Source organism: Streptomyces sp. NPDC026417, assembly GCF_055567695.1.
This window is the reverse complement of record NZ_JBVHPY010000001.1, coordinates 294,542-319,100: the sequence shown is the minus strand read 5'-3', so window position 1 is coordinate 319,100 and position 24,559 is coordinate 294,542. Positions and strand designations below refer to the sequence as shown.

22 protein-coding genes are annotated in these 24,559 nt (G+C 72.5%); 10 read left to right on the top strand and 12 right to left on the bottom strand.

Annotated elements, in window-relative coordinates; all coding sequences use genetic code 11:
- Window positions 1–228 precede the first annotated feature (228 nt).
- Window positions 229–1,281, top strand: a complete 1,053-nt coding sequence (locus ACZ4NT_RS01335) for a chitinase (protein WP_121403160.1) — start codon at window positions 229–231, stop codon at window positions 1,279–1,281.
- A 528-nt stretch (window positions 1,282–1,809) separates the two neighbouring features.
- Here the strand turns inward: ACZ4NT_RS01335 and ACZ4NT_RS01330 are convergent.
- Window positions 1,810–3,192, bottom strand: a complete 1,383-nt coding sequence (locus ACZ4NT_RS01330) for a glycine--tRNA ligase (protein WP_121403159.1) — start codon at window positions 3,190–3,192, stop codon at window positions 1,810–1,812.
- Window positions 3,193–3,365: 173 nt separating this feature from the next.
- Between ACZ4NT_RS01330 and ACZ4NT_RS01325 the strand changes: the two genes are divergently transcribed.
- Genes ACZ4NT_RS01325 through ACZ4NT_RS01310 form a run of 4 tightly spaced genes read left to right on the top strand, consistent with a single transcriptional unit; the run spans window position 3,366 to window position 6,488 of the window.
- The gene (locus ACZ4NT_RS01325; protein WP_467722599.1) at window positions 3,366–4,322 is read left to right on the top strand and encodes a metal ABC transporter solute-binding protein, Zn/Mn family; all 957 of its coding nucleotides are present in this window, start codon (window positions 3,366–3,368) and stop codon (window positions 4,320–4,322) included.
- 17 nt (window positions 4,323–4,339) lie between these two features.
- Window positions 4,340–5,107, top strand: a complete 768-nt coding sequence (locus ACZ4NT_RS01320; protein WP_121403157.1) for a metal ABC transporter ATP-binding protein — start codon at window positions 4,340–4,342, stop codon at window positions 5,105–5,107.
- Window positions 5,107–6,009, top strand: coding sequence for a metal ABC transporter permease (locus ACZ4NT_RS01315; protein ID WP_121403156.1), 903 nt, complete (start codon window positions 5,107–5,109; stop codon window positions 6,007–6,009). The genes ACZ4NT_RS01320 and ACZ4NT_RS01315 overlap by 1 nt, the downstream gene beginning before the upstream one ends.
- Before the next feature lie 59 nt (window positions 6,010–6,068).
- Window positions 6,069–6,488, top strand: a complete 420-nt coding sequence (locus tag ACZ4NT_RS01310; RefSeq protein ID WP_121403155.1) for a Fur family transcriptional regulator — start codon at window positions 6,069–6,071, stop codon at window positions 6,486–6,488.
- A gap of 87 nt (window positions 6,489–6,575) precedes the next feature.
- Here ACZ4NT_RS01310 and ACZ4NT_RS01305 read toward each other — a convergent pair whose 3' ends face one another.
- The 6 genes from ACZ4NT_RS01305 to ACZ4NT_RS01280 form a co-directional block, all read right to left on the bottom strand.
- A complete protein-coding gene (locus ACZ4NT_RS01305) occupies window positions 6,576–7,421 on the bottom strand; it encodes an isoprenyl transferase (protein ID WP_121403154.1) in 846 nt (281 codons plus the stop codon).
- Window positions 7,422–7,449: 28 nt separating this feature from the next.
- Window positions 7,450–8,196 carry a DNA repair protein RecO gene (gene recO / locus ACZ4NT_RS01300; protein ID WP_467722595.1) on the bottom strand — a complete coding sequence of 249 codons (747 nt, stop codon included), beginning with the start codon at window positions 8,194–8,196 and terminating at the stop codon, window positions 7,450–7,452.
- Window positions 8,193–8,324 carry a DUF6412 domain-containing protein gene (locus tag ACZ4NT_RS01295; protein ID WP_467722594.1) on the bottom strand — a complete coding sequence of 44 codons (132 nt, stop codon included), beginning with the start codon at window positions 8,322–8,324 and terminating at the stop codon, window positions 8,193–8,195. Before ACZ4NT_RS01295 ends, recO begins: the two co-directional genes overlap by 4 nt.
- 88 nt (window positions 8,325–8,412) lie before the next feature.
- A complete protein-coding gene (locus tag ACZ4NT_RS01290; RefSeq protein ID WP_121403152.1) occupies window positions 8,413–8,628 on the bottom strand; it encodes a hypothetical protein in 216 nt (71 codons plus the stop codon).
- A gap of 276 nt (window positions 8,629–8,904) precedes the next feature.
- Window positions 8,905–9,342 carry a phosphatase domain-containing protein gene (locus ACZ4NT_RS01285; RefSeq protein ID WP_121403151.1) on the bottom strand — a complete coding sequence of 146 codons (438 nt, stop codon included), beginning with the start codon at window positions 9,340–9,342 and terminating at the stop codon, window positions 8,905–8,907.
- 102 nt (window positions 9,343–9,444) lie between these two features.
- On the bottom strand, window positions 9,445–10,206 hold the full coding sequence (locus ACZ4NT_RS01280) for a FadR/GntR family transcriptional regulator (protein ID WP_467722881.1): 762 nt from the start codon (window positions 10,204–10,206) through the stop codon (window positions 9,445–9,447).
- A gap of 222 nt (window positions 10,207–10,428) precedes the next feature.
- Between ACZ4NT_RS01280 and ACZ4NT_RS01275 the strand changes: the two genes are divergently transcribed.
- From ACZ4NT_RS01275 to ACZ4NT_RS01255, 5 genes are read left to right on the top strand one after another with little or no spacing between them, the layout of a single operon-like run.
- A complete protein-coding gene (locus ACZ4NT_RS01275) occupies window positions 10,429–12,054 on the top strand; it encodes an ABC transporter substrate-binding protein (RefSeq protein ID WP_121403150.1) in 1,626 nt (541 codons plus the stop codon).
- A 22-nt stretch (window positions 12,055–12,076) separates the two neighbouring features.
- Window positions 12,077–13,039 (top strand): ABC transporter permease, encoded by a 963-nt coding sequence (locus ACZ4NT_RS01270; protein ID WP_121403149.1) that lies wholly within the window; start codon window positions 12,077–12,079, stop codon window positions 13,037–13,039.
- A gap of 46 nt (window positions 13,040–13,085) precedes the next feature.
- Window positions 13,086–15,074, top strand: a complete 1,989-nt coding sequence (locus ACZ4NT_RS01265) for a dipeptide/oligopeptide/nickel ABC transporter permease/ATP-binding protein (RefSeq protein WP_467722591.1) — start codon at window positions 13,086–13,088, stop codon at window positions 15,072–15,074.
- The gene (locus ACZ4NT_RS01260; RefSeq protein WP_467722589.1) at window positions 15,071–16,138 is read left to right on the top strand and encodes an oligopeptide/dipeptide ABC transporter ATP-binding protein; all 1,068 of its coding nucleotides are present in this window, start codon (window positions 15,071–15,073) and stop codon (window positions 16,136–16,138) included. The genes ACZ4NT_RS01265 and ACZ4NT_RS01260 overlap by 4 nt, the downstream gene beginning before the upstream one ends.
- A gap of 9 nt (window positions 16,139–16,147) precedes the next feature.
- Window positions 16,148–17,083 carry a dihydrodipicolinate synthase family protein gene (locus tag ACZ4NT_RS01255; protein WP_121403146.1) on the top strand — a complete coding sequence of 312 codons (936 nt, stop codon included), beginning with the start codon at window positions 16,148–16,150 and terminating at the stop codon, window positions 17,081–17,083.
- 166 nt (window positions 17,084–17,249) lie between these two features.
- On the opposite strand, the gene ACZ4NT_RS01250 is transcribed toward ACZ4NT_RS01255, so the two are convergent.
- The 5 genes from ACZ4NT_RS01250 to leuA form a co-directional block, all read right to left on the bottom strand.
- Complete coding sequence (locus ACZ4NT_RS01250; protein WP_121403145.1) at window positions 17,250–17,915, bottom strand: response regulator transcription factor; 666 nt, start codon at window positions 17,913–17,915, stop codon at window positions 17,250–17,252.
- On the bottom strand, window positions 17,912–19,285 hold the full coding sequence (locus ACZ4NT_RS01245; protein ID WP_467722879.1) for a sensor histidine kinase: 1,374 nt from the start codon (window positions 19,283–19,285) through the stop codon (window positions 17,912–17,914). The genes ACZ4NT_RS01250 and ACZ4NT_RS01245 overlap by 4 nt, the downstream gene beginning before the upstream one ends.
- A 221-nt stretch (window positions 19,286–19,506) precedes the next feature.
- Window positions 19,507–21,606: an MMPL family transporter gene (locus ACZ4NT_RS01240; protein ID WP_467722586.1), complete on the bottom strand. Its 2,100-nt coding sequence runs from the start codon at window positions 21,604–21,606 to the stop codon at window positions 19,507–19,509.
- A gap of 165 nt (window positions 21,607–21,771) precedes the next feature.
- Window positions 21,772–22,476 (bottom strand): tellurite resistance TerB family protein, encoded by a 705-nt coding sequence (locus tag ACZ4NT_RS01235; RefSeq protein WP_467722585.1) that lies wholly within the window; start codon window positions 22,474–22,476, stop codon window positions 21,772–21,774.
- 184 nt (window positions 22,477–22,660) lie between these two features.
- A complete protein-coding gene (gene leuA, locus ACZ4NT_RS01230) occupies window positions 22,661–24,382 on the bottom strand; it encodes a 2-isopropylmalate synthase (protein WP_467722583.1) in 1,722 nt (573 codons plus the stop codon).
- Between the last annotated feature and the right edge of the window lie 177 nt (window positions 24,383–24,559).

Below are 24,559 nucleotides of genomic sequence, written 5' to 3'. Positions count from 1 at the left end.
AGGACTCCTTGGGTTCCCGGGCGGGGTGCCCGGAGGGTGAGGTGCCTCCACCTTGGCATGACAGCTGACAGATTTCAACATCTGTCAGCTGTCATGTGTCCGCGATGTTCGCCGCCGCTCACACCGCGGCAGTTTGGTCCAGACCTCTTGACGAAAGGTCTGGACCGCAGCACTGTCATGCCTGCGACATCCGTGCCACCTCCGCGTCCCCCACCCAGGAGGCCCCGCATGATCCGCCGTACCCTGCGCCTGATGGCCGCCGCCCTCGCCACGGCCTGCCTCGTCCCCCTGTCGCTCGCCGCCGCTCCCGGCGCGGCCGCCGCCGACACCTGCGCCCTGAAACCGCGGCCCTCCGGCAAAGTGCTCCAGGGCTACTGGGAGAACTGGGACGGCTCCTCCAACGGCGTACACCCGCCCTTCGGATGGACCCCGATCACCGACTCACGCATCCCCGCCCACGGCTACAACGTGATCAACGCCGCCTTCCCCGTCATCCGCTCCGACGGCACCGTGCTGTGGGAGGACGGGATGGACTCCGGCGTGAAGGTCGCCACGCCGGCCGAGATGTGCCAGGCCAAAGCGGCCGGGCAGACGATCCTGCTGTCCATCGGCGGCGCCGCGGCCGGCATCGACCTGAGTTCGAGCGCGGTCGCCGACCGGTTCGTCGCGACCGTCGTGCCGATCCTGCAGAAGTACAACTTCGACGGCATCGACATCGACATCGAGACGGGCCTGGTGGGCAGCGGCAGCATCGGGCAGCTGTCCACCTCGCAGGCGAACCTGGTCCGCATCATCGACGGCGTGCTGTCCCGGATGCCGGCCGGCTTCGGCCTGACCATGGCCCCGGAGACCGCCTACGTCACCGGTGGCAGCGTGGCGTACGGCTCCATCTGGGGCGCGTACCTGCCGATCGTGAAGAAGTACGCGGACAACGGCCGGCTGTGGTGGCTGAACATGCAGTACTACAACGGCAGCATGTACGGCTGCTCCGGCGACTCCTACTCGGCCGGCACCGTCCAGGGCTTCATCGCCCAGACCGACTGCCTGAACCAGGGGCTCGTCGTCCAGGGCACCACCGTCAGGGTCCCCTACGACAAGCAGGTCCCGGGGCTGCCGGCCCAGCCGGGCGCGGGCGGCGGCCACCTGTCCCCGAGCCTCGTCGCCCAGGCGTGGCGGCACTACGGCACCGCCCTCAAGGGGCTGATGACCTGGTCGGTCAACTGGGACGGCTCGAAGAACTGGACCTTCGGCGACAACGTGAAGGCGCTGCAGGGCCGTTGAGCCGCCGCGCGCCCCGCGTCCGTCCGGGGCGCGCGGCGACGGACACCGCCTGGCGGGCGGTGAACGCCGGCTTCGCACCCAGTGCCAGGAGGAGCCCGCGAAGCCCCGGCGCAGCCGGGCCGTCACACGCGGGCGCGCCGCGATCCGGTCGCGGACGGAGGCCGCCAGGATGCCGTGCCCCGCGAAGGCGGTGAACGTCGCGCGCATGAAGACCCCGCCGGGGGCCGGCATCCGCGGCAGGGCGCCGGGCTCGCCGGGGGCCACGAACTGCGGCAGGAACGCGAAGAAGAAGAGCGTCGGCTCACGGCTCACACCCTGGGGCGCCGCCGGGCCAGCGGACAGGTCCGATCGGCACCGCGGCAGGAGGACCAATCCGCCCGCGGCTGCGGCAACCGGTGGAGTGGCGGGCCGTCGCCGGCCGCCTCGCCGCCGGCCACCGACCGCGCGTTGCGCCGGACGCCGGACGGTCCCGGGCACGACGAAGCCCCCGGCTCCGCGTCGCGGAGCCGGGGGCCGGAGGCCGGGGCGTCAGCAGCCGATGAGGCGGGCGGCCAGGTAGCCCTCGATCTGGTCGAGGGAGACCCGCTCCTGCTTCATGGAGTCGCGCTCGCGCACCGTGACGGCGTTGTCGTCGAGGGTGTCGAAGTCGACGGTGACGCAGAACGGCGTACCGATCTCGTCCTGGCGGCGGTAGCGGCGGCCGATGGCACCGGCGTCGTCGAAGTCGATGTTCCAGTGCTGGCGCAGCGCGGTGGCGAGCCCCTTGGCCTTCGGGGACAGCTCCGGGTTGCGGGACAGCGGCAGGACGGCGACCTTGACCGGCGACAGGCGCGGGTCGAGCCGCAGCACCGTGCGCTTCTCCATCTTGCCCTTGGCGTTGGGGGCCTCGTCCTCGACGTAGGCGTCGAGGAGGAAGGCCAGCATCGCGCGGCCGACACCGGCGGCGGGCTCGATGACGTAGGGGGTCCAGCGCTCGCCGGCCTCCTGGTCGAAGTACGACAGGTCCTGGCCGGAGGCCTTGGAGTGCGCGGACAGGTCGTAGTCCGTGCGGTTGGCGACGCCCTCCAGCTCACCCCACTCGTTGCCGCCGAACTGGAAGCGGTACTCGATGTCGGCGGTGCGCTTGGAGTAGTGCGAGAGCTTCTCGGCCGGGTGCTCGTACCAGCGCATGTTCTCCTCGCGCATACCGAGGCCGGTGTACCAGTTCCAGCGCTCCTGCATCCAGAACTCCTGCCACTTCTCGTCCTCGCCCGGCTTGACGAAGAACTCCATCTCCATCTGCTCGAACTCGCGGGTGCGGAAGATGAAGTTGCCGGGCGTGATCTCGTTGCGGAAGGACTTGCCCATCTGCGCGATGCCGAACGGCGGCTTGCGGCGCGAAGTCTGCTGCACCTGGGCGAAGTTGGTGAAGATGCCCTGCGCGGTCTCGGGACGCAGGTAGGCGACCGAGCCGCTGTCCTGCGTGGGGCCGAGGTGCGTGGAGAGCAGGCCCGAGAACTGCTTGGGCTCGGTGAACTGGCCCTTGTTGCCGCAGTTGGGGCAGTTGATGTCCGCGAGGCCGTTCTCCGGGAGGCGGTTGTGCTTCGCCTCGTAGGCCTCCTCCAGGTGGTCGGCGCGGTAGCGCTTGTGACAGGAGGTGCACTCGGTGAGCGGGTCGCTGAACGTGGCGACGTGACCGGAGGCGACCCAGACCTCGGTGGCCAGGATCACCGACGAGTCGATGCCGACGACGTCCTCGCGGGAGGTGACCATGTAGCGCCACCACTGGCGCTTGATGTTCTCCTTGAGCTCGACACCCAGCGGCCCGTAGTCCCAGGCGGCCTTCTGGCCGCCGTAGATCTCACTGCAAGGGAATACGAAGCCACGGCGCTTGCTCAGGCTGACGATGGTGTCGATCTTGTCGGCGGCCACGGTGCTCTCTTCATTACGACGACGGGCGACGAAGCGAGATGCTGCGGAGCATTGCTTCAGAGCGAATGCTTCAGGTTACCGGCGGGGGCTCCCCCACAATCAAATCGGTCCGCCTTCGGACCGCTCACCGGGCTTGTTGACAACGGTTTCCAGTTTAGTTGAAAATGACTGTCATGAACGTACGACGACGTCACATATCCGGCATAGCCCTCGCGGCGGCCACCGCGGTCGGTCTCGGCACCCTCTCGGCCTGCTCCTCCGACAGCGCCGCCGCGGGCAACACGGACAAGTTCGACGTCGTCGCGTCGTTCTATCCGATGCAGTACCTCGCCGAGGAGATCGGCGGCGACCACGTGAATGTGACGACGCTCACCGAACCCGGCCAGGAGCCGCACGAGCTGGAGATCAGCGCCCGGCAGACCGCGCAGCTCCAGGAGGCCGACGCGGTGCTCTACCTCAAGGGCCTGCAACCCGCCGTCGACGACGCCGTCTCGCAGGCCGACGTCGCCACCAAGATCGACGCCGCCACGCTGACCCGGCTGGAGGACCACGGGGCCGGCGAGCACGACCACGAGGGCGAGGAGGCCTCCTCCGAGCAGGAGGAGCACGCCCGCGACCCGCATGTCTGGCTGGACCCGGTGAAGTACGCCGAGGTCGCCGAGGGCGTCGCCGCCGCCTTCGAGAAGGCCGACCCCGACCACGCGGCCGACTACCGGAAGAACGCCGAGGCGCTGACCGGCCGGCTCGACGACCTGAACACCTCCTTCGAGAACGGCCTGAAGCACACCGACAGCAAGGTCTTCTTCACCAACCACGCCGCCTTCGGCTACCTCGCCGAGCGCTACGGCCTGACCCAGGAGGCCATCACCGGCCTCGACCCGGAGAGCGAGCCGAGCCCGGCCCGGATCAGGGAACTCCAGGAGGAGGCCGAGGCCGACGGGGTCACCACGGTCTTCTACGAGACGCTGGTGTCCGACAAGACCGCCAAGACCCTCGCCCGGGACGCGGGCCTGAGGACGGCCGTCCTCGATCCGCTCGAAGGCATCACCGACCGGTCCGCGGGCGACGACTACCTGCAGGTCATGCGGTCCAACCTCACAGCCCTCGAAACCGCCCTGGGCGCCAAGTGACCCACCAGGAGGACCTCATGGGTGAGCCGGTCATCGAGCTGCGCGGCGTCCGCGCCGAGCTGGGCGCGCGTCCGGTCCTGCGCGGCATCGACCTCACCGTCCGCAGCGGCGAGGTCGTCGCGCTCCTCGGGGCCAACGGCTCCGGCAAGTCGACCGCCGTGCGCGCCGTCATCGGACAGGTGCCCGTCACCGGCGGCGACATCGAGCTGTTCGGCACCCCGCGGCACGCGTTCCGCGACTGGCGGCGCGTGGGGTACGTGCCGCAGCGCACGACCGCCGCCGGAGGCGTACCGGCGACGGTGACCGAGATCGTCTCCTCCGGCCGGCTCTCCCGCACCCGCTTCGGCATCATGCGCAGGGCCGACCACCAGGCCGTCCGCCGGGCCCTGGACATGGTCGGCATGAGCGACCGCGCGAAGGACTCCGTCGAGGCCCTCTCCGGCGGCCAGCACCAGCGGGTGCTCATCGCCCGCGCGCTCGCCGCCGAACCCGAGCTGCTGATCATGGACGAGCCGATGGCGGGCGTCGACCTGGCCAGCCAGGAGGTGCTCGCCCGGACGCTGCACGAGCAGGTCGCCCAGGGCGTCTCCGTCCTCCTCGTCCTGCACGAACTGGGCCCCCTGGAGCCCCTCATCGACCGGGCCGTCGTCCTGCGCGAGGGCTGCGTGACGCACGACGGACCGCCGCCGCAGGCACTCGGCCAGCACGCGCTGCCCGGTCACGACCACGTGCACCCGCACGCACCCGCGGGCGCCGAACCGATCCGCACGGGACTGCTGAGCTGATGGAGATCCTGAACTACGCCTTCATGCAGCGGGCCCTGATCGCCGCCGTACTGGTCGGCATCACGGCACCCGCCGTCGGCATCTACCTCGTCCAGCGCCGCCAGGCGCTGATGGGCGACGGCATCGGCCATGTCGCGATGACCGGCGTCGGCCTCGGCTTCCTGCTCTCCTGGTCCCCGGTGTGGATGGCGACGCTCGTCTCCGTCCTCGGCGCCGTCCTCATGGAGCTGATCCGCTGGTACGGCAGGACCCGCGGCGACATCGCCCTCGCGATGCTCTTCTACGGCGGCATGGCCGGCGGTGTGATGCTGATCAGCTTCGCGTCGGGCGGCTCCAACGCCAACCTCCTCTCGTACCTCTTCGGCTCGCTGTCCACGGTGTCGGAGTCCGACGTGAGCGCCATCTGCCTCCTGGCCGGCTTCGTGGTGCTGGTCACCGTGGGGCTGCGCCGCCAGCTCTTCGCGGTCAGCCAGGACGAGGAGTTCGCGCGGGTCACGGGTCTGCCGGTGCGCGCGCTGAACCTGCTGGTCGCGGTCACGGCGGCGGTGACGGTCACCGTCGCGATGCGCGTCGTCGGGCTGCTGCTGGTGTCGGCGCTCATGGTGGTCCCGGTGGCCGCGGCCCAGCAGCTGACCCGCAGCTTCGCGGCCACGTTCGCCATCGCCGTCGCCATCGGCGTGAGCGTGATGATCGGCGGCACCGTCACGTCGTACTACCAGGACGTACCGCCGGGCGCGACGATCGTGCTGCTGGCCATCGGCGTCTTCCTGGCGCTCACGCTCCTGGCGGCCCCGCTGGCCCGGCGGCGCGCGCGGGCACTGGCCGCCGCGCAACCCGCCGGGGACCCCGCGGAGTGTGCGATTCCGGCCAGCCGTGCCTCCGACGGCACGGTCGGCGTCTGACCGCTCGGAGACCGGACTGGCACAATGGCCCGGCAAGTGCAGACGCGAGGAGGCAACCGGTGACGACCGCTGGACCGTCCGTGAAGGGCCGCTCCACCCGGCAGCGTGCCGCCGTGGCGGCGGCGCTCGACGAGGTGGACGAGTTCCGCAGTGCCCAGGATCTCCACGACATGCTCAAGCACAAGGGCGACTCGGTCGGCCTGACCACCGTCTACCGCACGCTCCAGTCGCTCGCCGACGCGGGCGAGGTGGACGTCCTGCGCACCTCCGACGGCGAGTCCGTCTACCGCCGCTGCTCCAGCGGCGAGCACCACCACCACCTCGTCTGCCGCGTCTGCGGCAAGGCCGTCGAGGTCGAGGGCCCGGCGGTGGAGAAGTGGGCGGAGGCCATCGCCGCCGAGCACGGCTACGTGAACGTGGCCCACACGGTGGAGATCTTCGGCACCTGCGCGGAGTGCGCGGCGGCGGCCGAGAGCTGACGGGCGACCCGTCCGGCACGACGCGAGAACGGCAGAGGGCGGGGCCACGGTCCAGGAGACCGGTGGCCCCGCCCTCGTCCGTGTCCGCTACTCCGGGTTGCCCCGCATGGCCGCCTCCATGGCCAGCAGGTCCTCGTTCGGGACGGCGCCGCCGAAGCGGCGGTCGCGGGAGGCGTACTCGACGCAGGCACGCCACAGGTCGCGGCGGTCGAAGTCGGGCCACAGGACGTCCTGGAACACCATCTCGGCGTAACTCGACTGCCAGATCAGGTAGTTGGAGATGCGCTGCTCGCCGCTGGGCCGCAGGAAGAGATCGACGTCCGGCATGTCCGGGTAGTACAGGTACTTCTGGATCGTCTTCTCGGTGACCTTGTCCGGGTCCAGCCGGCCGGCGGCGACGTCGGCGGCCAGCGCCTTCGCGGCGTCCGCGAGCTCGGCCCGCCCGCCGTAGTTGACGCAGAAGTAGAGCGTCATCGCGTCGTTCTTCTCCGTCTGCTCCTGGGCGACCTGGAGCTCCTGGACGACCGACTTCCACAGCTTGGGCATCCGGCCGACCCAGCGGATGCGGATGCCCAGCTCGTCCATCTCGTCCCGGCGGCGGCGGATGACGTCCTTGTTGAAGTTCATCAGGAAGCGGACCTCCTCGGGGGACCGCTTCCAGTTCTCCGTGGAGAAGGCGTACAGGGAGAGGTTCTTGACGCCCAGCTCGAGGCAGCCCTTGAGGACGTCCATGACGACGCCCTCGCCGACGCGGTGCCCCTCGGTGCGCGGCAGCCCGCGCTCCTTGGCCCACCGGCCGTTCCCGTCCATGACGACCGCCACATGGTTCGGGATCAGCTCGCCGGGGAGCTTGGGCGCGGTGGCACCGGACGGGTGCGGCTCCGGCGTCCTGTACTCGCGGCGCTGGCGTCCCAGGATCCCGCGTACGACCATGTGTTTCTCGTCTCCTTGATTCCGTGCGTCATTTCTCTACGTACCGCAGGGAGCGCAGGCCGCGCTCCAGGTGCCAGTGCAGATAGGCCGACACCAGCCCGCTGCCCTCCCGGACGTACCGCGGCTCGCAGGCGTCCGCGGTCTCCCAGTCTCCCGTGAGCAGCGCGCCGAGCAGTTCCAGGGCCTGTGCCGAGGGTACGACGCTGCCCGGCACCCGGCAGTCGACGCAGACGGAGCCGCCCGCGGCCACCGAGAAGAACCGGTTCGGTCCGGGCATTCCGCACTTCGCGCAGTCGGTGAAGCTCGGTGCGTAGCCGTTCACGGCGAGGGAGCGCAGCAGGAAGGCGTCCAGGACGAGGTGCGGCTCGTGCTCACCGCGGGCCAGCGTGCGCAGCCCCCCGACCAGCAGCAGGTACTGCTGAACGGCGGGTTCGCCCTCGTGGTCGGTGAACCGCTCCGCGGTCTCCAGCATGGCCGTGCCGGCGGTGTAGCGCGCGTAGTCGGTGACGATCCCGCCGCCGTACGGGGCGATCGTCTCGCTCTGCGTGCACAGCGGCAGTCCGCGCCCGACCAGCTCGCTGCCCCGCGCGAAGAACTGCACGTCGACGTGGGAGAAGGGTTCGAGCCGCGCCCCGAACTTCGACTTGGTGCGCCGCACCCCGCGCGCCACGGCCCGCACGCGCCCGTGACCCCGGGTGAGCAGCGTGATGATGCGGTCGGCCTCGCCGAGCTTCTGCGTCCGCAGGACGATGCCGTCGTCCCGGAAGAGACTCATCGCTCGCTCCCGCGGCCGTCCGGCCCGGGGGCGCGGAGGTGTCCTCCGGGAGCCCGCGGCACGGTCCGGCCCGCCTCACCCGGCTCCCGGGTGCGCAGCACGGTGCCGTCGTCGCGGAACAGACTCATGCGTCCATTCTCGCCTACGGCGCCCCTGCTCCGGGCCGGACGGGTCGCTTTCGCGGCCGGGGCCCGCCCGTCGCCCTCGGCCGCCCGTTCACGGCACCTCGCCGCGGCTGCGGGCGTCGGCGTACGCCGTGGCCGCGCCGAGCCGCTCCGCCGCGGTGGCCCCCCGCAGCGCGTCCGGTGCGCAGTCCCACTCCTTGCCTCCGCCGTGCGGCCGCAGCTGGACGTAGGGCCCCTCGTGCCCCATCACGATGCCCACCCGTCCGGTGAGGAGGTCGACGACGTACGCACCGATCGGGGGCTTCACCGGGAGTCCCGGACGGCCGGCGGGGTCTTCCCGGTCTTTGCTACTGCTGTCCGCAATGCGTTCACTGTTTCCTCCGCCTCCTCGACGCGGGGCGCCGGGACCCGCCCCCGAGTGGTACGTGTACTGCCCTCCCCCTGCTCCCCGTTGCCTGCGAGTTTCACTCTTCGCATGTCCGGCGTGACGCACTGCACCTACACTCGTCCGGAGTCTGTGCTTCACAACTGCGAGGCGTCCCGCAGGGGCTCACCCGGACGCGTCGGCCGCCGGGCGGCGGTTTCATCCCTCGCCGAAGCGGTGCACGTACCGCCGCTGCCAGGGCGTCTCCACGGCGTGGCGGTCGTAGTGGGCACGGACGAACGCGACGGCCTGCCGCGGGGGCACCCCGTCGAGGACCGCCAGACAGGCCAGCGCCGTCCCCGTCCGGCCGCGGCCGCCGCCGCAGGCGAGTTCGACGCGTTCGGCGGCGGCCCGCTCCCAGGCCGCGGTGAGCACCTCGCGGGCCTCGGTGCGGTCGGCGGGCAGACGGAAGTCCGGCCAGCGCAGCCAGTACGAGTCCCAGGGCACCTCGGGCGGCCGCCCGCCGAGGAGGTGTACGGCGAACGCCGGGCCGGGGGCGTCGGCAGGGACTGGCCGGCGCAGGGCGCGACCGCGGACCAGGCGACCGGAGGGCAGCCGCAGCACGCCGGCGCCGGCCGGGTTCCAGGTGTCGCTCACAGGCCCCAGCGTAGAGCGGGGCAATCCGCGCGGACGAGGACCGGGGCGGGCGGGCCCGGCGGGGCGGGCGGGTCCGGCGGGACGGCGGTCCGGCGGGGCGGGTCAGCCCACTCCGTGGGTCTCCTGGGCCGCCCGGGACTCGATGCCGCGGAAGTGGTCGGCCATGGCGCGCTGCGCGGCCTCGACGTCGCGGGCACGCAGCGCCGTGACGATGTCGCGGTGGCGGCGGACCGTCAGCTCGGGCGAGGGGTCGTCGGTCCAGCCACGGGCTCCGGCGACCCGCCGGAAGACGGTCCAGAAGGCGCCGAGGAGCTGCGGGACGAGGGCGTTGCCGAGCGAGGCGTAGAGCAACTCGTGGAACTCGCGGTCGAGTTCCGGGAAGGGCAGGCCTTCCCGGCCCGCCTCCTCCATCCGGGAGACGACGGATTCGAGCCGGTCCAGCTCCGCTTCGGAGAGCGTGGCCGCGACCCGGCGGATCAGCCCCTCCTCCAGAACCTCGCGGACCTGGAGGATCTCCGTCAGCGCGCTGGTGTCGTCGTCCGGCCGGGCGAGGGTGCGGAAGGTGAGACCGTCGACCAGCGGAGTGAGGGACGCCTGGCCGACATAGGTGCCGTAGCCGTGCCTGATCTCCACTATGTCCAGGGCCTGCAGGGCCTTGAGCGCTTCACGGACCGAGTTGCGGCTGACACCGAGGTCCTCCATCAGCTCCGTCTCGGTGGGCAGCGAGGCGCCCGCCCGGAGCCTGCGGTCGAGGATCAGCTGCACGACCTCGCGCTGGATCTGGCCGCTCACCCGGCGCTCACGGGCGATGCGCGTCCCGGCGGGCCTCGGCCGGTTCCCGGTCTCCTCAAGCATGGGCCGCATCGTACGCCCGCTCGACATCGGACGTCCCACCTCGGACGGTTCACACCGTCAACTGCCCTGCCGCACCGGCTCCATTGGTCGCACCTGTGGCAGACGCGCCATTCGTGCAGGATCCCTTGACCGGTCCCCCGGCCCCTCCTAAGGTCACGCTGCCACCCATGACGTAGGACGTCGTATCTCCCTCTCGTTCGAGCCGCTCTCCCGCTTCCCGTTGGAGGAACCGTGCGCGACGTGCCCCCCACTCCCGCACCGCCCCGCCGGTCGTTCCTGAAGTACGGCGGCGCGCTCGGCGCGGCCGCCGCCGTCTCCGCATCGCTGTCCGCCTGCTCCGCCGGACCCGAGTCCACCAACGACACCGACGGCGGGAAGGGCGGGGGCGGCACGCTGACCGCCGTGATCGGCTACGGCAACGACGGCAGCTGGGACCCGACCCAGACCGCGTCCGCCTTCTGCATGGCCGCCAACCACCACATCTACGAGGGTCTGCTGGACACCGACCCGATCTCCCGCGAACCGTACGCGGCACTCGCCACCGAGGTGCCCTCCGACCTGTCGGGCATCTCCTGGAAGTTCGAGCTGCGCGCGGGCGCGAGATTCCACGACGGCAGGCCCGTGACCGCGGACGACGTCGTGTTCGTCTTCGACCGGATCCTCGACCCCGACACGCAGACGCTCGCCAAGGGCTTCTTCGCGGGCTGGCTCAGGACGGTCCGGAAGATCGACGCGCAGAACGTCGAGCTGATCCTCAAGTTCCCCTTCCCGGAGGGGCTTTCGCGGCTCACGCTGGCGAAGATCATGCCCAGGCACGTGTTCTCCGAGCCGGGCGCCTGGGACGACGCCATCAAGGGCAAGGCCGTGGGCTCGGGCCCGTACCGGCAGACCGCCCACCACCCGAAGTCGAACACCACCTTCGAGGCGTTCGCCGACTACAACGGCCCGCGCAAGGCCGCCTTCGAGAGGATGAACTGGCTGACCGTCGTGGACGCCGCACCCCGCGTCGCGAAGATCTCGGGCGCCAGCGCGGGAGCGCAGATCGCCGACAACATCCCCTACGCCGACATCGGACAGCTGAAGAGGAGCGGCATGACCGTCCGGGGCGGGGCCGGCATGAACAACCTGTTCCTCATGTTCAACACCCGCCACAAGCCCTTCGACGACGTGCGCGTCCGCCAGGCGCTGCACTACGCCATCGACACCGACAAGATGATCGAGGTCGCCCTCAAGGGGCACGGCAGGGCGTCGACCTCCTTCCTGAACGAGGCCAACCCCGCCCACCGGCCCGCGAAGACGGTCTACACGTACGACCCGGGGAAGGCGAGGAAGCTCCTGAGGGAGGCCGGGGCCGAAGGGCTGCGGATCGACATCCTCGCCGTCAACGTCAGCTGGGTCGTGGACTGCCTGCCGACCATCAAGGCGTCCTGGGACGCGATCGGCGTGCGGACCACCCTGTCGCCGCAGGAGACCACGGCCGTCTTCACGAAGCTGGACCAGAAGCGGGACTACCAGGTGGTGGCCGCCGCCTCGAACCCGAACCAGTTCGGTCTCGACGCCGATCTGATCATGCACTACAACCACGGCCCGCAGAACCTGTGGATGGGCTACGCCCGCTGGGCCGGGAACCCCGTGGCCCGGAAGCTCTTCAGGGACATGGACCAGGCGACGCGGGAGCCCGACGCCGACCGCAAGAGGACGATGATCCAGGACTGCATCGACGTCGTGGCGGAGCAGGCGGTCCTCTACCCCGTGGTGCACACCGAGTTGATGACGGCGTGGGACCCCGAGCGCCTCACGGGCGTGCGCGCCCAGCCCTATCCGGGCATCAACCTCCTCCAGGCCAGGTGGGCCTAGCCGGCCGGGAGGAGGAGCCGCAGTGGTCACCGTCGCCCGGATCCTGGCCCGCCGCATCGCACTGCTGGTGCCGCTGACGCTCGGCATCGTGCTCTTCGTCTTCCTGGTGATGCGCTTCTCCGACGTCGACCCCGCGTCCGCGTTCTTCCAGGGCGCCAATCCGACACCGCGCCAACTGCACGACTTCCGTGCGGAGAACGGCCTGCTCGACCCGCTCCCGGTCCGCTACGCCCACTTCGTCGGCGACCTGCTGCACGGTGACCTGGGCACCAGCGCGCTGACCCGGGCACCGGTCGCCGAGCAGGTCGTCACCGCGCTTCCCCTCACCCTCCAGCTCACCTTCCTCGGACTCGGCATCGCGGTGGTCCTCGCGCTGCTCGGCGGGGTCACCGCCGCCCTCCACCGGGACCGGCTGCCCGACCAGGTCATCCGGGTCGTCTCGCTCACCGGCGTCGCGGCCCCCGGATTCTGGCTGGCGCTGCTGATGATCCAGTACCTCGCGGTGGGCCGGGGCTGGTTCCCGACCGGCGGATACGTCAATCCCGGCGACTCGCCCGGCGGCTGGCTGCGGACGATGACCCTGCCCGCGCTCGCGCTGTCGCTGCCGGTCGCCGCCCAGCTCACCAGGATCGTGCGCACGGCCGTGGTGGAGGAACTCGACAAGGACTACGTGCGCACGGCCGTCGGGAGCGGCCTGCCACCCGTCGTCGTGGTCGGCCGGAACGTCCTGCGCAACGCCCTGATCAATCCACTGACCGTGCTGGGCCTGCGGGTCGGCTATCTGCTCGGCGGGGCGGTCGTCATCGAGACGGTCTTCGCCCTGCCCGGAATGGGGAAGCTGATGATCGACGCGGTGAAGAACGGCGACCCGGCGGTCGTCCAGGGGGTCGTCCTGACCACGGCCGCGGGCTTCGTGGTGGTCAACCTCGTCATCGACCTCCTGCACCTGCTGGTCAACCCCCGCCTGCGGGACGCGGCCCGGTGAGGGCGGGGGCCCGCGGACCGGCGGCCGGCCCGGGGAACGGAGTCCGATGACCACGCGTGCGCACCTCGCGCGGGCGCTCGCCCGTCCCGGCGTCCGGCTGCGCGGCCCGCGCCGGCTGCCGCCGCTCTCCAGGGCCGCTCTGTGCTTCCTCGCCGTGGTCGTCCTGCCGGCGGTGTGCGCGCCGCTGCTCGCCCCGCACGACCCGCTCGACCAGCAGACCCCCGTCGACGGCAGCGGCCACCCGTCCGGCGCGCACTGGATGGGCCAGGACAGCCTCGGCCGCGACATCCTCAGCCGCCTGATGTACGGCGCCCGCTGGTCCCTCGCCATCGGCCTGGGCGCGACCGCGCTCGCCCTGGTCGCGGGGGCGCTCCTCGGCGCGGTGGCGGCGACCTCCCGCAAAGCGGTCGACGAGACCCTGATGCGCTGCCTCGACGTCGTCATGGCCTTCCCGGGCATCGCGCTGGCGGCGGTCCTGGTCGCCGTGTTCGGCGGCGGCGTCACCGTCCTGATCGGCGCGATCGCGTTCCTGTTCACACCGCCCGTGGCCCGGGTGGTCCGGGCGAACGTCCTGGACCAGTACGGCGAGGACTACGTCACCGCGGAACGGGTGATCGGCGCCCGCACCCCGCACATCGTGCTGCGCCACGTGGCCGTCAACTGCGCAGCCCCCGTGCTGGTCTTCTGCACCGTCCAGGTCGCCGAGGCCATCGTCTTCGAGGCGTCGCTGTCGTTCATCGGCGCGGGCGTACGGCCGCCGGACCCCTCGTGGGGCAGCGTCATCGCGGACGGCAAGAACATGGTGCTGACGGGCGGCTGGTGGGCGACCGTCTTCCCCGGGCTGCTGATGCTGGTCACCGTCCTGTCGCTGAACATCCTGTCCGAGGGGATCTCCGACGCCTGGGCGGCCCCGGCCGCGCGGGACGTGGCGGCGCGCGGGGCCGCGGACCCCCTGGAGGCGCCCCGGCCCGGCAGCGGGAAGGTGCTGCCGCTTCCGGGGCTCACCGAGGCGGCGCGGCGGCTGCGCGCCCGGGCCCGGCCACTGCCGGCCGGTCGCCCGGTGCTCTCCGTGGAGGACCTGGCCATCGGCTTCGACGCCCGGCACGGCGGGGTGGACATCGTCGACGGCATCAGCTTCGACGTCCGCCCGGGCGAGGTCCTCGGCCTCGTGGGCGAGTCGGGCTGCGGCAAGTCGCTCACCGCGCTCGCCGTGATGGGCCTGGAACCGAAGGGCGCCCGTGTCCGCGGCCGGGTGCTCTTCGACGGGCGGCAGCTGGTGGGCGAACCGATGCGCGTACGGCGTCGTCTGCTGGGCCACGAGATGGCGATGGTCTACCAGGACGCGCTGTCGTCCCTGAACCCCGCCATGACGATCCGGGCGCAGCTCGGGCAGGTCGTCCGCCGGGGCGGTGACCGCACGCCCGCCGAACTGCTCGCCCTGGTGGGCCTGGAACCCGGACGCACCCTGCGCAGTTACCCGCACGAGCTGTCGGGGGGCCAGCGCCAGCGCGTCCTGATCGCCCTGGCGCTCTCCCGCGGCCCCCGGCTGATCGTCGCGGACGAGCCGACCACCGCACTGGACGTGACGGTTCAGGCGCAGATCATCGAACTGCTGCTGCGTCTGCGCGCGGAGCTCGGTTTCGCCCTGGTCCTCGTCTCGCACGACCTCGCCCTCGTCGCCGACGTCACCGACCGGGTGGCCGTGATGTACGGCGGCCGGATCGTGGAGACGGGCGTGACCGCGGACCTGGTCGGGGCGCCCGCCCACCCCTACACGCGGGGCCTCCCCGGCAGCGTGCTGTCGTTGGAGTCGGCGGCCGTGCGGATGACGCAGATCACCGGGGTGGTGCCCTCGCCCGCCGATTTCCCGGCCGGCTGCCGGTTCGCCGACCGCTGTCCGTCGGCGAGCGAGGTCTGCCGCACGACGAGACCCGTTCTGCTGGGGCGGCCCGCGCACACGGCCGCCTGCCACCACCCCGTGCCCGACCCGGGCGCGGAGGCCGCCACCACGACGGGGAGCGAGGCCGCCACATGAGCGCGCTCGTCACACTGTCCGGCGTCCATGTCGTCCACCGGGCACGCAGCGGCGGCCTGTTCACCCGCGACCGGGTCCACGCGCTGACCGGCGCCGACCTCTCCGTAGCCCACGGGGAGACGGTCGGCGTGGTCGGCGAGTCCGGCTGCGGCAAGTCGACGCTCGCCAGGGTGCTGGTGGGTGTGGAGCGGCCGACCGGGGGCACGGTGTCCCATCGCGGCCGCGACCTGTGGACCATGAAGCCGGCCGAACGGCGGTCGGCCGTCGGCGCCGGTACCGGAATGGTCTTCCAGGACCCGTCGACCGCGCTGAACCGCCGGCTGACGGTCCGGCGGATCCTCCGCGACCCGCTGGACGTGCACCGCCGCGGCAGCCCCGCTCAACGGGAGGACCGAGTGCGGGAGCTGATGTCACTGGTTGGGCTGCCGGCGGCGCTGGCCGACGGCCTGCCGGGGCAACTGTCGGGCGGGCAGCGCCAGCGCGTGGCGATCGCCCGGGCCCTGGCGCTCGATCCACGGCTGGTGGTGGCCGACGAGCCGACCAGCGCCCTGGACGTCTCGGTGCGCGCGCAGATCCTCAACCTCCTCCTCGACCTGAAGGAGCGGCTCGGTCTGGCGCTGGTCTTCGTCTCGCACGACATCCAGACGGTGCGCCGGATGAGCGACCGGGTCGTCACCATGTACCTGGGCCGGATCGTCGAGGAGTCCCCGGCCGGCGAGGTCACCGACGGGGCCAGGCACCCGTACACCCGTGCCCTCTTCTCGGCGACTCCGGGGCTGCTGCACCCCGTCGACCCCATCCCGCTGGCCGGACCCGTGCCCTCGGCGACCCGCCCGCCGAGCGGCTGCCCGTTCCGCACGCGCTGCTGGAAGGCGGACGACGTCTGCGCCGCTCGGATGCCGGACTTCGAGGCGGCGGCCTCGCCGGAGCACCGCTTCCGCTGTCACCATCCTGTGGAGGAGGGCCGGCCGACACGGGACCTGGTGGCCGAGGCCGCCGCCGCGTCGGGTGCGCCCTCCCCGGTCACCGCCCCGGCCGGCATCCCGGCCCAGCACCAGCCCTAGGGAGCACCGATGTCGATCCCCGCCCCGCTGACCGGTGTCGTACCGCCCGTCTGCACCCCGCTGACACCGGACGGCGAGGTGGACGTACGCTCGCTGGTCGCGCTGGTGGACCACCTGGTGGCCGGAGGGGTGCACGCGCTGTTCGTGCTGGGCTCGACGTCCGAGGCGGCCTACCTGACGGACGCCCAGCGCAGGCTCGTGGTGGAGACCGTGGCCGGTCACGTGGCCGGCCGGCTCCCCGTGCTGGCGGGGACGATCGACATGACGACGCCCCGCGTCCTGGACCACGTGGCGGCCGTCACCGCCGCCGGCGCGGACGCGGTGGTGGCCACCGCGCCCTTCTACACCCGCACCCATCCCGCCGAGATCGCCCGCCACTACCGGCTGGTCGCGGAGCGCTCGCCGGTGCCGGTCCTCGCGTACGACCTCCCCTCGGGCGTCCACACCAAGCTGCCCGCCGAGCTGGTCCTCGAACTGGCCGCCGACGGGACGCTGTTCGGCCTCAAGGACTCCAGCGGCGACCTGGGCGCCTTCCGTACCGTCGTGCTGGGTGCCCGGGCGCACCCGGACATCCCCCGCTTCACCGTCCTGACCGGCTCCGAGCTGATCACCGACTCCGCGCTGGCGCTCGGGGCGGACGGGGTGGTGCCAGGCCTCGGGAACGTGGACCCCGCCGGGTACGTGCGGCTGGACCGGCTCTGCCGGGAGGGGGACTGGGCGGGGGCGCGGGCCGAGCAGGAGCGGCTGTGCGCGCTGTTCGGGATGGTGGGGGTGGGGGATCCGGCCCGGATGGGGAGCAGTTCGTCCGCGCTCGGCGCGTTCAAGGCCGCGCTGTGGCTGCGGGGGATCATCGCGTGCCCGGTGACGGCCGAGCCGCAGGTGCCCCTGTCGGAGGCGGAGGTGGAACGGGTGGGGAAGTACCTGGCGGCGGCGGGGTTGCTGTAGGGCGTTCGGCCCTCTCCGCGGGCGCGAGACGGAGGGCCGTGCCGGGCGGTCGTCGACTGCCCGGCGGTCGTCGACTGCCCGGCGGTCCGCACGGGGGGCCGGACGGATGCGCACCGGGTGCCGTGGCAACCTCCGTGCGCACAGGGCGTACTGACGGTGCGCCGGGTCAGGGGGTGCCCGGAGTGACCAGTCCCGACTCGTACGCCACGATCACCAGCTGGGCCCGGTCGCGTGCGCCCAGCTTGCCCATGATGCGGCTGACGTGGGTCTTCGCGGTGAGCGGACTCAGGCCCAGCGACTCGGCGATCTCGGTGTTGGTCAGTCCGCGCGCGACCAGGGCGAGCACCCCGCGCTCGCGCTCCGACAGGCACTCCGGCCCGCCGTCGGTCGCCGGCACGGAGGGACTGCGCAGGAAGCGGGCGATCAGCCGGGCGGTCGGGCCCGGCGAGAGCAGTGCGTCGCCGGCGGCCACGGTACGGATGGCGTCGAGCAGCTCGGCCGGCCGGGTGTCCTTCACCAGGAAGCCGGAGGCGCCCGCGCGCAGGGCCTCGACGATGTGCTCGTCGGTGTCGTAGGTGGTGAGGACCAGGACCCGGACCCCGGCCAGATCCTCGTCGGCGGCGATCAGCCGGGTCGCCTCGATGCCGTCGAGATCGGGCATGCGGACGTCCATGACCACCACGTCGGCGCGGGCGCCGCGGGCCAGTTCCAGGGCCTCCCTGCCGGTGCCCGCCTGCGCCACGACCTCCATGTCGGGCGCGGACTCGACGAGCATGGCGAACGCGGCCCTCACGAGGGTCTGGTCGTCGGCCAGGAGGACCCGGACGGTCATCGGAGGGTCCCCTCTCCGGGCTGCCGGGGCAGCACCGTCGCCGACGGCCGCCGCGGTCCCGGCGCCGGCCGTCCGGCCAGCGGCAGTACCGCCGCGACCTCGAACCCGCCGGCCGGGCGGGTCCCCGCCTCCACCGCGCCGCCCACGCTCCGTGCCCGCTCCCGCATGCCCACCAGCCCGAATCCGGGGACGGCAACAGAGTCCCCGCCGCCCGTTCCGTCCTCCTCCCACGGACCCCGGCCGCCGCCCGGCCCGGCCCCGGTGACGGCCCCGCGACCGTCGCCCGCTCCCCGGCCGCCGTCGGCTTCCGTGCCGTCGCCGTCCCCCGCTCCCCCGCCGTCGTCCGCTCCCCCGCCGTCGTCCGTGACGGTCACCCGCAGCGCCCCCGCCTCCGCCCGCAGGTCCACCAGGACCGTCACACCGGGCCCCGCGTGCCGCACCGCGTTGGTCAGCGCCTCCTGGACGATCCGGTAGGCGGCGGCACCGACGGCGGACGGGACCTCGGCCGCCCCCGCCCCGACCTCGGCCCGGACGCGGGCACCGGCGGTCGTCGCCGCCGCCACCAGGTCCGGGATCCCGTCCAGGCCGGGCAGCGGTCCGCGCCCGTCGCCGCCGGGGGCGTGGTCCGGCTCGCGCAGCACCTCCAGCGTGCCGCGCAGCTCACCGCGGGCGGCCCGGCAGGTGTCGGCGATGTCGTCGAGGGCCCGGGCCACCGCCGCGCGGTCCAGACGGTCGGGGTCGGCGGCCAGCACGTGCGCGGCCACGGACGTCTGCACCCCGATCAGCGTGATGCTGTGGGCGAGCAGATCGTGCAGGTCGCGGGCGACGCGCAGCCGCTCCTCGGCGACCCGGCGGCGCGCCTCCTCCTCCCGTGTGCGCTCGGCCCGTTCGGCGCGCTCGACGACCGACGCGACGTACTGGCGGTTCACGCGGACGTATCCGCCCAGGAGCAGGAAGGCGACGATCCAGCCGGTGATCCGCAGGACCTCCATCACCTGGTGCGGGGGTACGGCGGCGTTCACCCCCAGGATCAGCGCGATGAGGGCCAGGCCGATGCGCAGCGTCCGGCGCGGGGGGTACATCGTCGCGATGGTGAAGAGCGCCAGCATGACCGGCGCGGTGGCGGCGGTGTGGTTGTAGTCGAGGGCGTGGTACGGCCCGATGAAGGCGAGCATGGCGAGCAGGGCGGTGAGCGGACGGCGGCGGCGCCAGGCGAGGGGCACATGGCCGCAGAGCAGCAGCGGCCAGCCGAGCGCGTCGGGTGCGCGCCCGTCCCCGAAGGTCGCGCCGATCACCACCGCCAGGACGGCGAGGGCGGCGGCGAGACAGGCGTCGGCGCGCAGGGACCGCGGCGGCGGGCCGCCGGCCATGCGCCCGACGGCGGTCCGCAGCAGCGCGCCCGGGCGCGTCCGGCCGCGGTCGGGCACCGGTGCGCTCGCCGCGGTCGTCGCGGTCGCCGTCTCTGCCGGGATTGCCTGCACGGGGTTCATCTTCCGGTAGGAGGCGCCCCTCCGGGAGGGAGGGGCGCCTGTCGAGGGGCGGGCGGTCGCCGGCGCGCCTCCGGGAGGGGCGCCTGTCGAGGGGCCGGCGGTCAGCCGACGGCGGCCGGTTCCTTCTCCCGCGGACCGGGCGGGGTCCCGGGTCCCGCCGTGCCCGGCTCGCGCGAGAGCCGGCCGGGCCACCACATCCTGCGCCGCAGGGCGACACTCGCGCTGGTCACGAGGTAGGTCCGCACGAGGAAGGTGTCGAGCAGCACCCCGACCGCGATGACGAAGCCCAGCTCGACGAGCTGCACCAGGCCCATGTTGGTCAGCACCGCGAACGTCGCGGCGAGGACCAGACCGGCGGAGGCGATCACTCCCCCGGTGGTGCGCAGCGCGGTCAGCGCCGCCGCGGTCGGTTCCGCGCCCGCGAGCGACTCCTCCCGCATCCGGTGCATGAGGAAGATGCCGTAGTCGACGCCGAGGGCGACCAGGAAGACGAAGGACAGCAGCCCGAGGCCGGGGTCGGTCCCCTCGAATCCGAGGACCGGCCCGAAGACCAGCCCCCCGATGCCGAGCGCGGCACCCCACACCGCGACCACGGCGGCCACCAGCAGCAGCGGCGCGACGAGGCTGCGCAGCAGGACGACGAGGATGAGCAGCACCGAGAGCAGGACGATCGGGACGACGACGAGCCGGTCGCGGGCGTTGGTGTCCTCCAGATCAATCTGCTGGGCGCTGGGGCCGCCGACGTAGGACCCGTCGAGCGCCGCGCGCAGGTCCTCGACGGTCCTGGTCTCCCCGGCGGACTGCGGCGCGTCCTGGGCGGTGACCGTGATCTCCGTCCAGCCGTCCGCCGTCCGCCCCCGCTCGGCGCCGGCGACCCCGTGCTGGGCGCGGGCCGCGGCCAGGGTGGCGTCCGCCTCCTCCGTCGGGGTGATCACGGTGAGGGGTTGGGTGCCCCGCTCGGGATAGGCCGCGGCCAGGGTCTCCATGGCGGCGACCGACTCGGGCTTGTCGACGAAGGCGTCCTGCTGCTTGAGCGGGCCGGGCAGGTTCAGCGCGCCGAGGGCCAGCGCGCCGAGCAGCACGGCCCCGCCGGCGAGGACGGCGAGGGGCCGGCGCCCGGCCGAACTGCCCATCGCCGAGAAGAGGTTGCGCCGTTGGACCGGCCGGCTCCCGTACGCCGGCACCAGCGGCCAGAACACCCGGCGCCCGAGCAGCACGAGTACGGCGGGCAGCAGCGTCAGCATCGCGACCAGCGCGCACAGCACGCCCACCGTGCCCAGCGGGCCCATGCCGCGGCTGCTGTTGAGGTCGGCGGCGAGCAGGCACAGCAGCCCGGCGGCCACGGTCCCGGACGAGGCGAGGACGGCGGGCCCGCAGCCGCGCAGGGCGGCCCGCATCGCGTCGTACGGCCGCTCGAAGCGGCGCAGTTCCTCGCGGTAGCGGGCCACGAGCAGCAGGGCGTAGTCGGTGCCCGCGCCGAAGACGAGGATCGTCATCACGCCGGAGCTCTGCCCGGAGACGGTGGTCCCGAACGCCTGGTGGAGCCCGTAGGCGACGCCCATCGAGAGGTAGTCCGCGACGCCCGCGACGACGAGCGGCACGAGCCAGAGGAAGGGGCTGCGGTAGATGAGGATCAGCAGGACGGCGACCACGGCGACGGTGGTGTAGAGCAGCGGTCCGCCGAGGGAGTCGTAGACCTGGGCGGCGTCCGTGTTGAGGGCGCCCGGTCCACCCACCTCGACGTCCAGTCCTCCGTCGCCGTGCGTGATCCGGCGTACGTCGTCGACGAGCGCGTCCCGCAGGTCCTCGTCCTGGCCGGGCTCGGTGGAGGAGACCGGGTACATCAGGGTCGTGCCGTCCTTGGACGGGATGCCCTCGGGGGCGCCCGTCAGCTCGTGCCGGTCGGCGACCTGCTCCACCTGCCGGTGCGCGGTCGTCCGGTCGGCGGCGGTCAGCCCGCCGTCCCGGTGGTACACCAGCACCAGTTCGGTCGCCTCGCCGCCCGGCAGCCGGTCCTGGATTTTTGCGACCCGGGTGGAGTCGGCGTTCGCCGGCAGGTAGTCCACGATCCGGTCGTGCTGCACGTCCGCCAGCTTGGCCGCGAACGGCGCGACGACGGCCAGTACGGCCACCCAGAGCCCGAGCAGCGCCCAGGGCACGGCCCTGCTGCGCTTACGCGTCGTTGTCTTTCCGGGCCCCATGTCGGGGTCCTCCCCTCCTGGACGGGTGTCTGGACACGCTCCAGACTCCCGTCGCGCGCCGGGGGTTTCGTCGCGCGGGAGGGCGAGTTCGGCTCTACTGCGGGGGGTGACGGAGAGACGGCACTACTCCCCGGGGAGTACGGCGGGGCGGGTGCCGTGGGGCGGCTACGAGGGTGTGCGCGCCGCCGCCAGCAGCCGGGTCACATCGTCCGAGCAGATGGTGAGCGCCGCGCCCACCGTGGCGAGCACGTCCCGCTCGGCCGGTGTGTAGGGGCCGTCGGCCAGCGCGATGCGGGCGCCCTGCAGCAGGACCGCCTCCCTGCCGACGGCGGCGAGGTGCGGTGCCAGCGGGTCCAGGGCCTCGTGGAGCTCTATGGCCAGTCCCGCTCCGCACGGTTCGCCGAAGAGGCGGCCGGTGTCGGCGGCGAGGGCCTCCACGAGGGCGTTCAGCTGCTCCTCGGTGCAGTCGTCGAAGCTGGCGGCGCGCACCGTGGCGGCGGCCGTCTCCAGGGCGGCGCGGGAGCAGGTGCCGCCCGCCGCGAGGATCGCGAGCGCGACCGTGTGCACGGCGTCGCGGAGCATCGCCGAGAAGCGGGTCGTGGTGGGGTGGTCCAGGACGTCGGCGCCGAAGTGCCCGCCGCAGGCGGCGCATTCGACGACCGGTCCGGTCTCGCCGCGCGCGACGACCGGGACGCCGAGGAGCGTGAAGCGCCGGCGGCCGGTCAGGCGCTGGTAGTTGCGGTCGCCCCCGCAGCCGGGGCAGAAGAACTCGCCGTCGCCGACGGCGGTCCACGCGGTGCGGATGCCTAGAACGCGGGACACACGACCAACACGGACAATACGGTCGTTTCGTCCCCATCCTGGCAGCACGTCGCACCTCCGTAACCCCGCGGCAACATCGCCGCGTTGGCGTGATGTTAGCCACATTGTCGACGCGGAGTCAGTACCCCGGGCGGGACCGCTCCGTGACACGGTCCGGGATTGGCCGGTAAACGACGGGGCCCCCACCGCCCCGGAAGGCGGCAGGGGCTCCGAAAAGCGCCGGTCAGGCTCGTCAGCGCGCCGTGCGGTTGACGGCGGAGACCACGGCCTTCAGCGAGGCACGTGTCGTATTCGCGTCGATGCCGATCCCCCACATGACCTTGCCGTCGATCGCGCACTCGATGTACGAGGCGGCCTGCGCGGACGCGCCCTCGCTCATCGTGTGCTCGGTGTAGTCGAGCAGGCGTACGTCGATGCCGATGGACTGCAGGGCGTCGAAGAACGCGGAGATGGGACCGTTGCCGGTGCCGCTCAGGACCGTGTCCGCGCCGTCGACCGACGCCTCGACGGTGAGGGTGTCCACGCCGTCCGTGTCCGTCGTGGTCTGGCCGGTCTTGACCTGGATGCGGCCCCACGGGTTCTCGGGGTTCGGCAGGTACTCGTCCTGGAAGATCGCCCAGATGTCCTTCGGGGTGACCTCGCCGCCCTCGGCGTCCGTCTTGGCCTGGATGATCTTCGAGAACTCGATCTGCATCCGGCGCGGCAGGTCCAGCTTGTGGTCGTTCTTCAGGACGTACGCGATGCCGCCCTTGCCGGACTGCGAGTTGACGCGGATGACGGCCTCGTAGGAGCGGCCGACGTCCTTCGGGTCGATCGGCAGGTACGGGACCGCCCACTCGATGTCGTCGACGGTGACGCCGCGCGCCGCCGCGTCGGCCTCCATGGCGTCGAAGCCCTTCTTGATGGCGTCCTGGTGGGAGCCGGAGAAGGAGGTGTAGACGAGGTCGCCGACGTACGGGTGACGGGCGTGGACCTCCATCTGGTTGCAGTACTCGGCGGTGCGGCGGATCTCGTCGATCTGCGAGAAGTCGATCTGCGGGTCCACGCCCTGCGAGAAGAGGTTCATCCCCAGGGTCACCAGGTCGACGTTGCCGGTGCGCTCGCCCTGGCCGAACAGGCAGCCCTCGATGCGGTCGGCGCCGGCCATCAGCGCCAGCTCGGCCGCCGCGACCGCCGTGCCGCGGTCGTTGTGCGGGTGGACCGACAGGCAGACGTACTCGCGGCGGGACAGGTTGCGCGACATCCACTCGAAGCGGTCCGCATGCGTGGAGGGCGTCGAGCGCTCCACGGTGGCGGGCAGGTTCAGGATGATCTCGCGGTCCGGCCCGGGCTCCCAGACGTCCATGACCGCCTCGCAGACCTCCAGGGCGAAGTCCAGCTCCGTGTCGGTGAAGATCTCCGGGCTGTACTGGTAGCCGAAGACCGTGCGCTCGTCGAGCAGCTTCTCGGCGTACTCCACCACCAGGCGGGTGCCGTCGACGGCGATCTGCTTGATCTCGTCCCGGGAGCCGCGGAAGACCACCCGGCGGAAGACGGGAGCGGTGGCGTTGTACAGGTGGACGGTGGCCCGCCTGGCGCCGACCAGCGACTCCACGGTCCGCTCGATCAGGTCCTCGCGGGCCTGGGTCAGTACCGAGATCGTCACGTCGTCGGGGATCGCGGTCTCGTCCTCGATGATGGAGCGGACGAAGTCGAAGTCCGTCTGCCCGGAGGCGGGGAAGCCGACCTCGATCTCCTTGTAGCCCATCTTCACCAGCAGGTCGAACATCTCGCGCTTGCGGGCGGGCGACATGGGGTCGATCAGCGCCTGGTTGCCGTCACGCAGGTCCGTGGAGAGCCAGCGGGGGGCGACGGTGATCCGGTTGTCCGGCCATGTGCGGTCGGGGATGTCCACCTGGTCGTACGGGCGGTACTTGTGGACCGGCATGGTGGTGGGCTGCTGGCGGTTCGGCATGATGCGAGGGCTCCTCGAAGGTGTCCGAAAGGACGGCCGACGGCGCAACGCCAGACTCCGCGGGGAGGGGGTCGGCCTCGACTACAGGCCCTCGCCGCGGCAGCTAAGGAGAAGCAGCCCGAAACGCATGATGCTCCGCAGCCTAGCCGAGCCACGCTCCGTACGGGGGCCTGTATC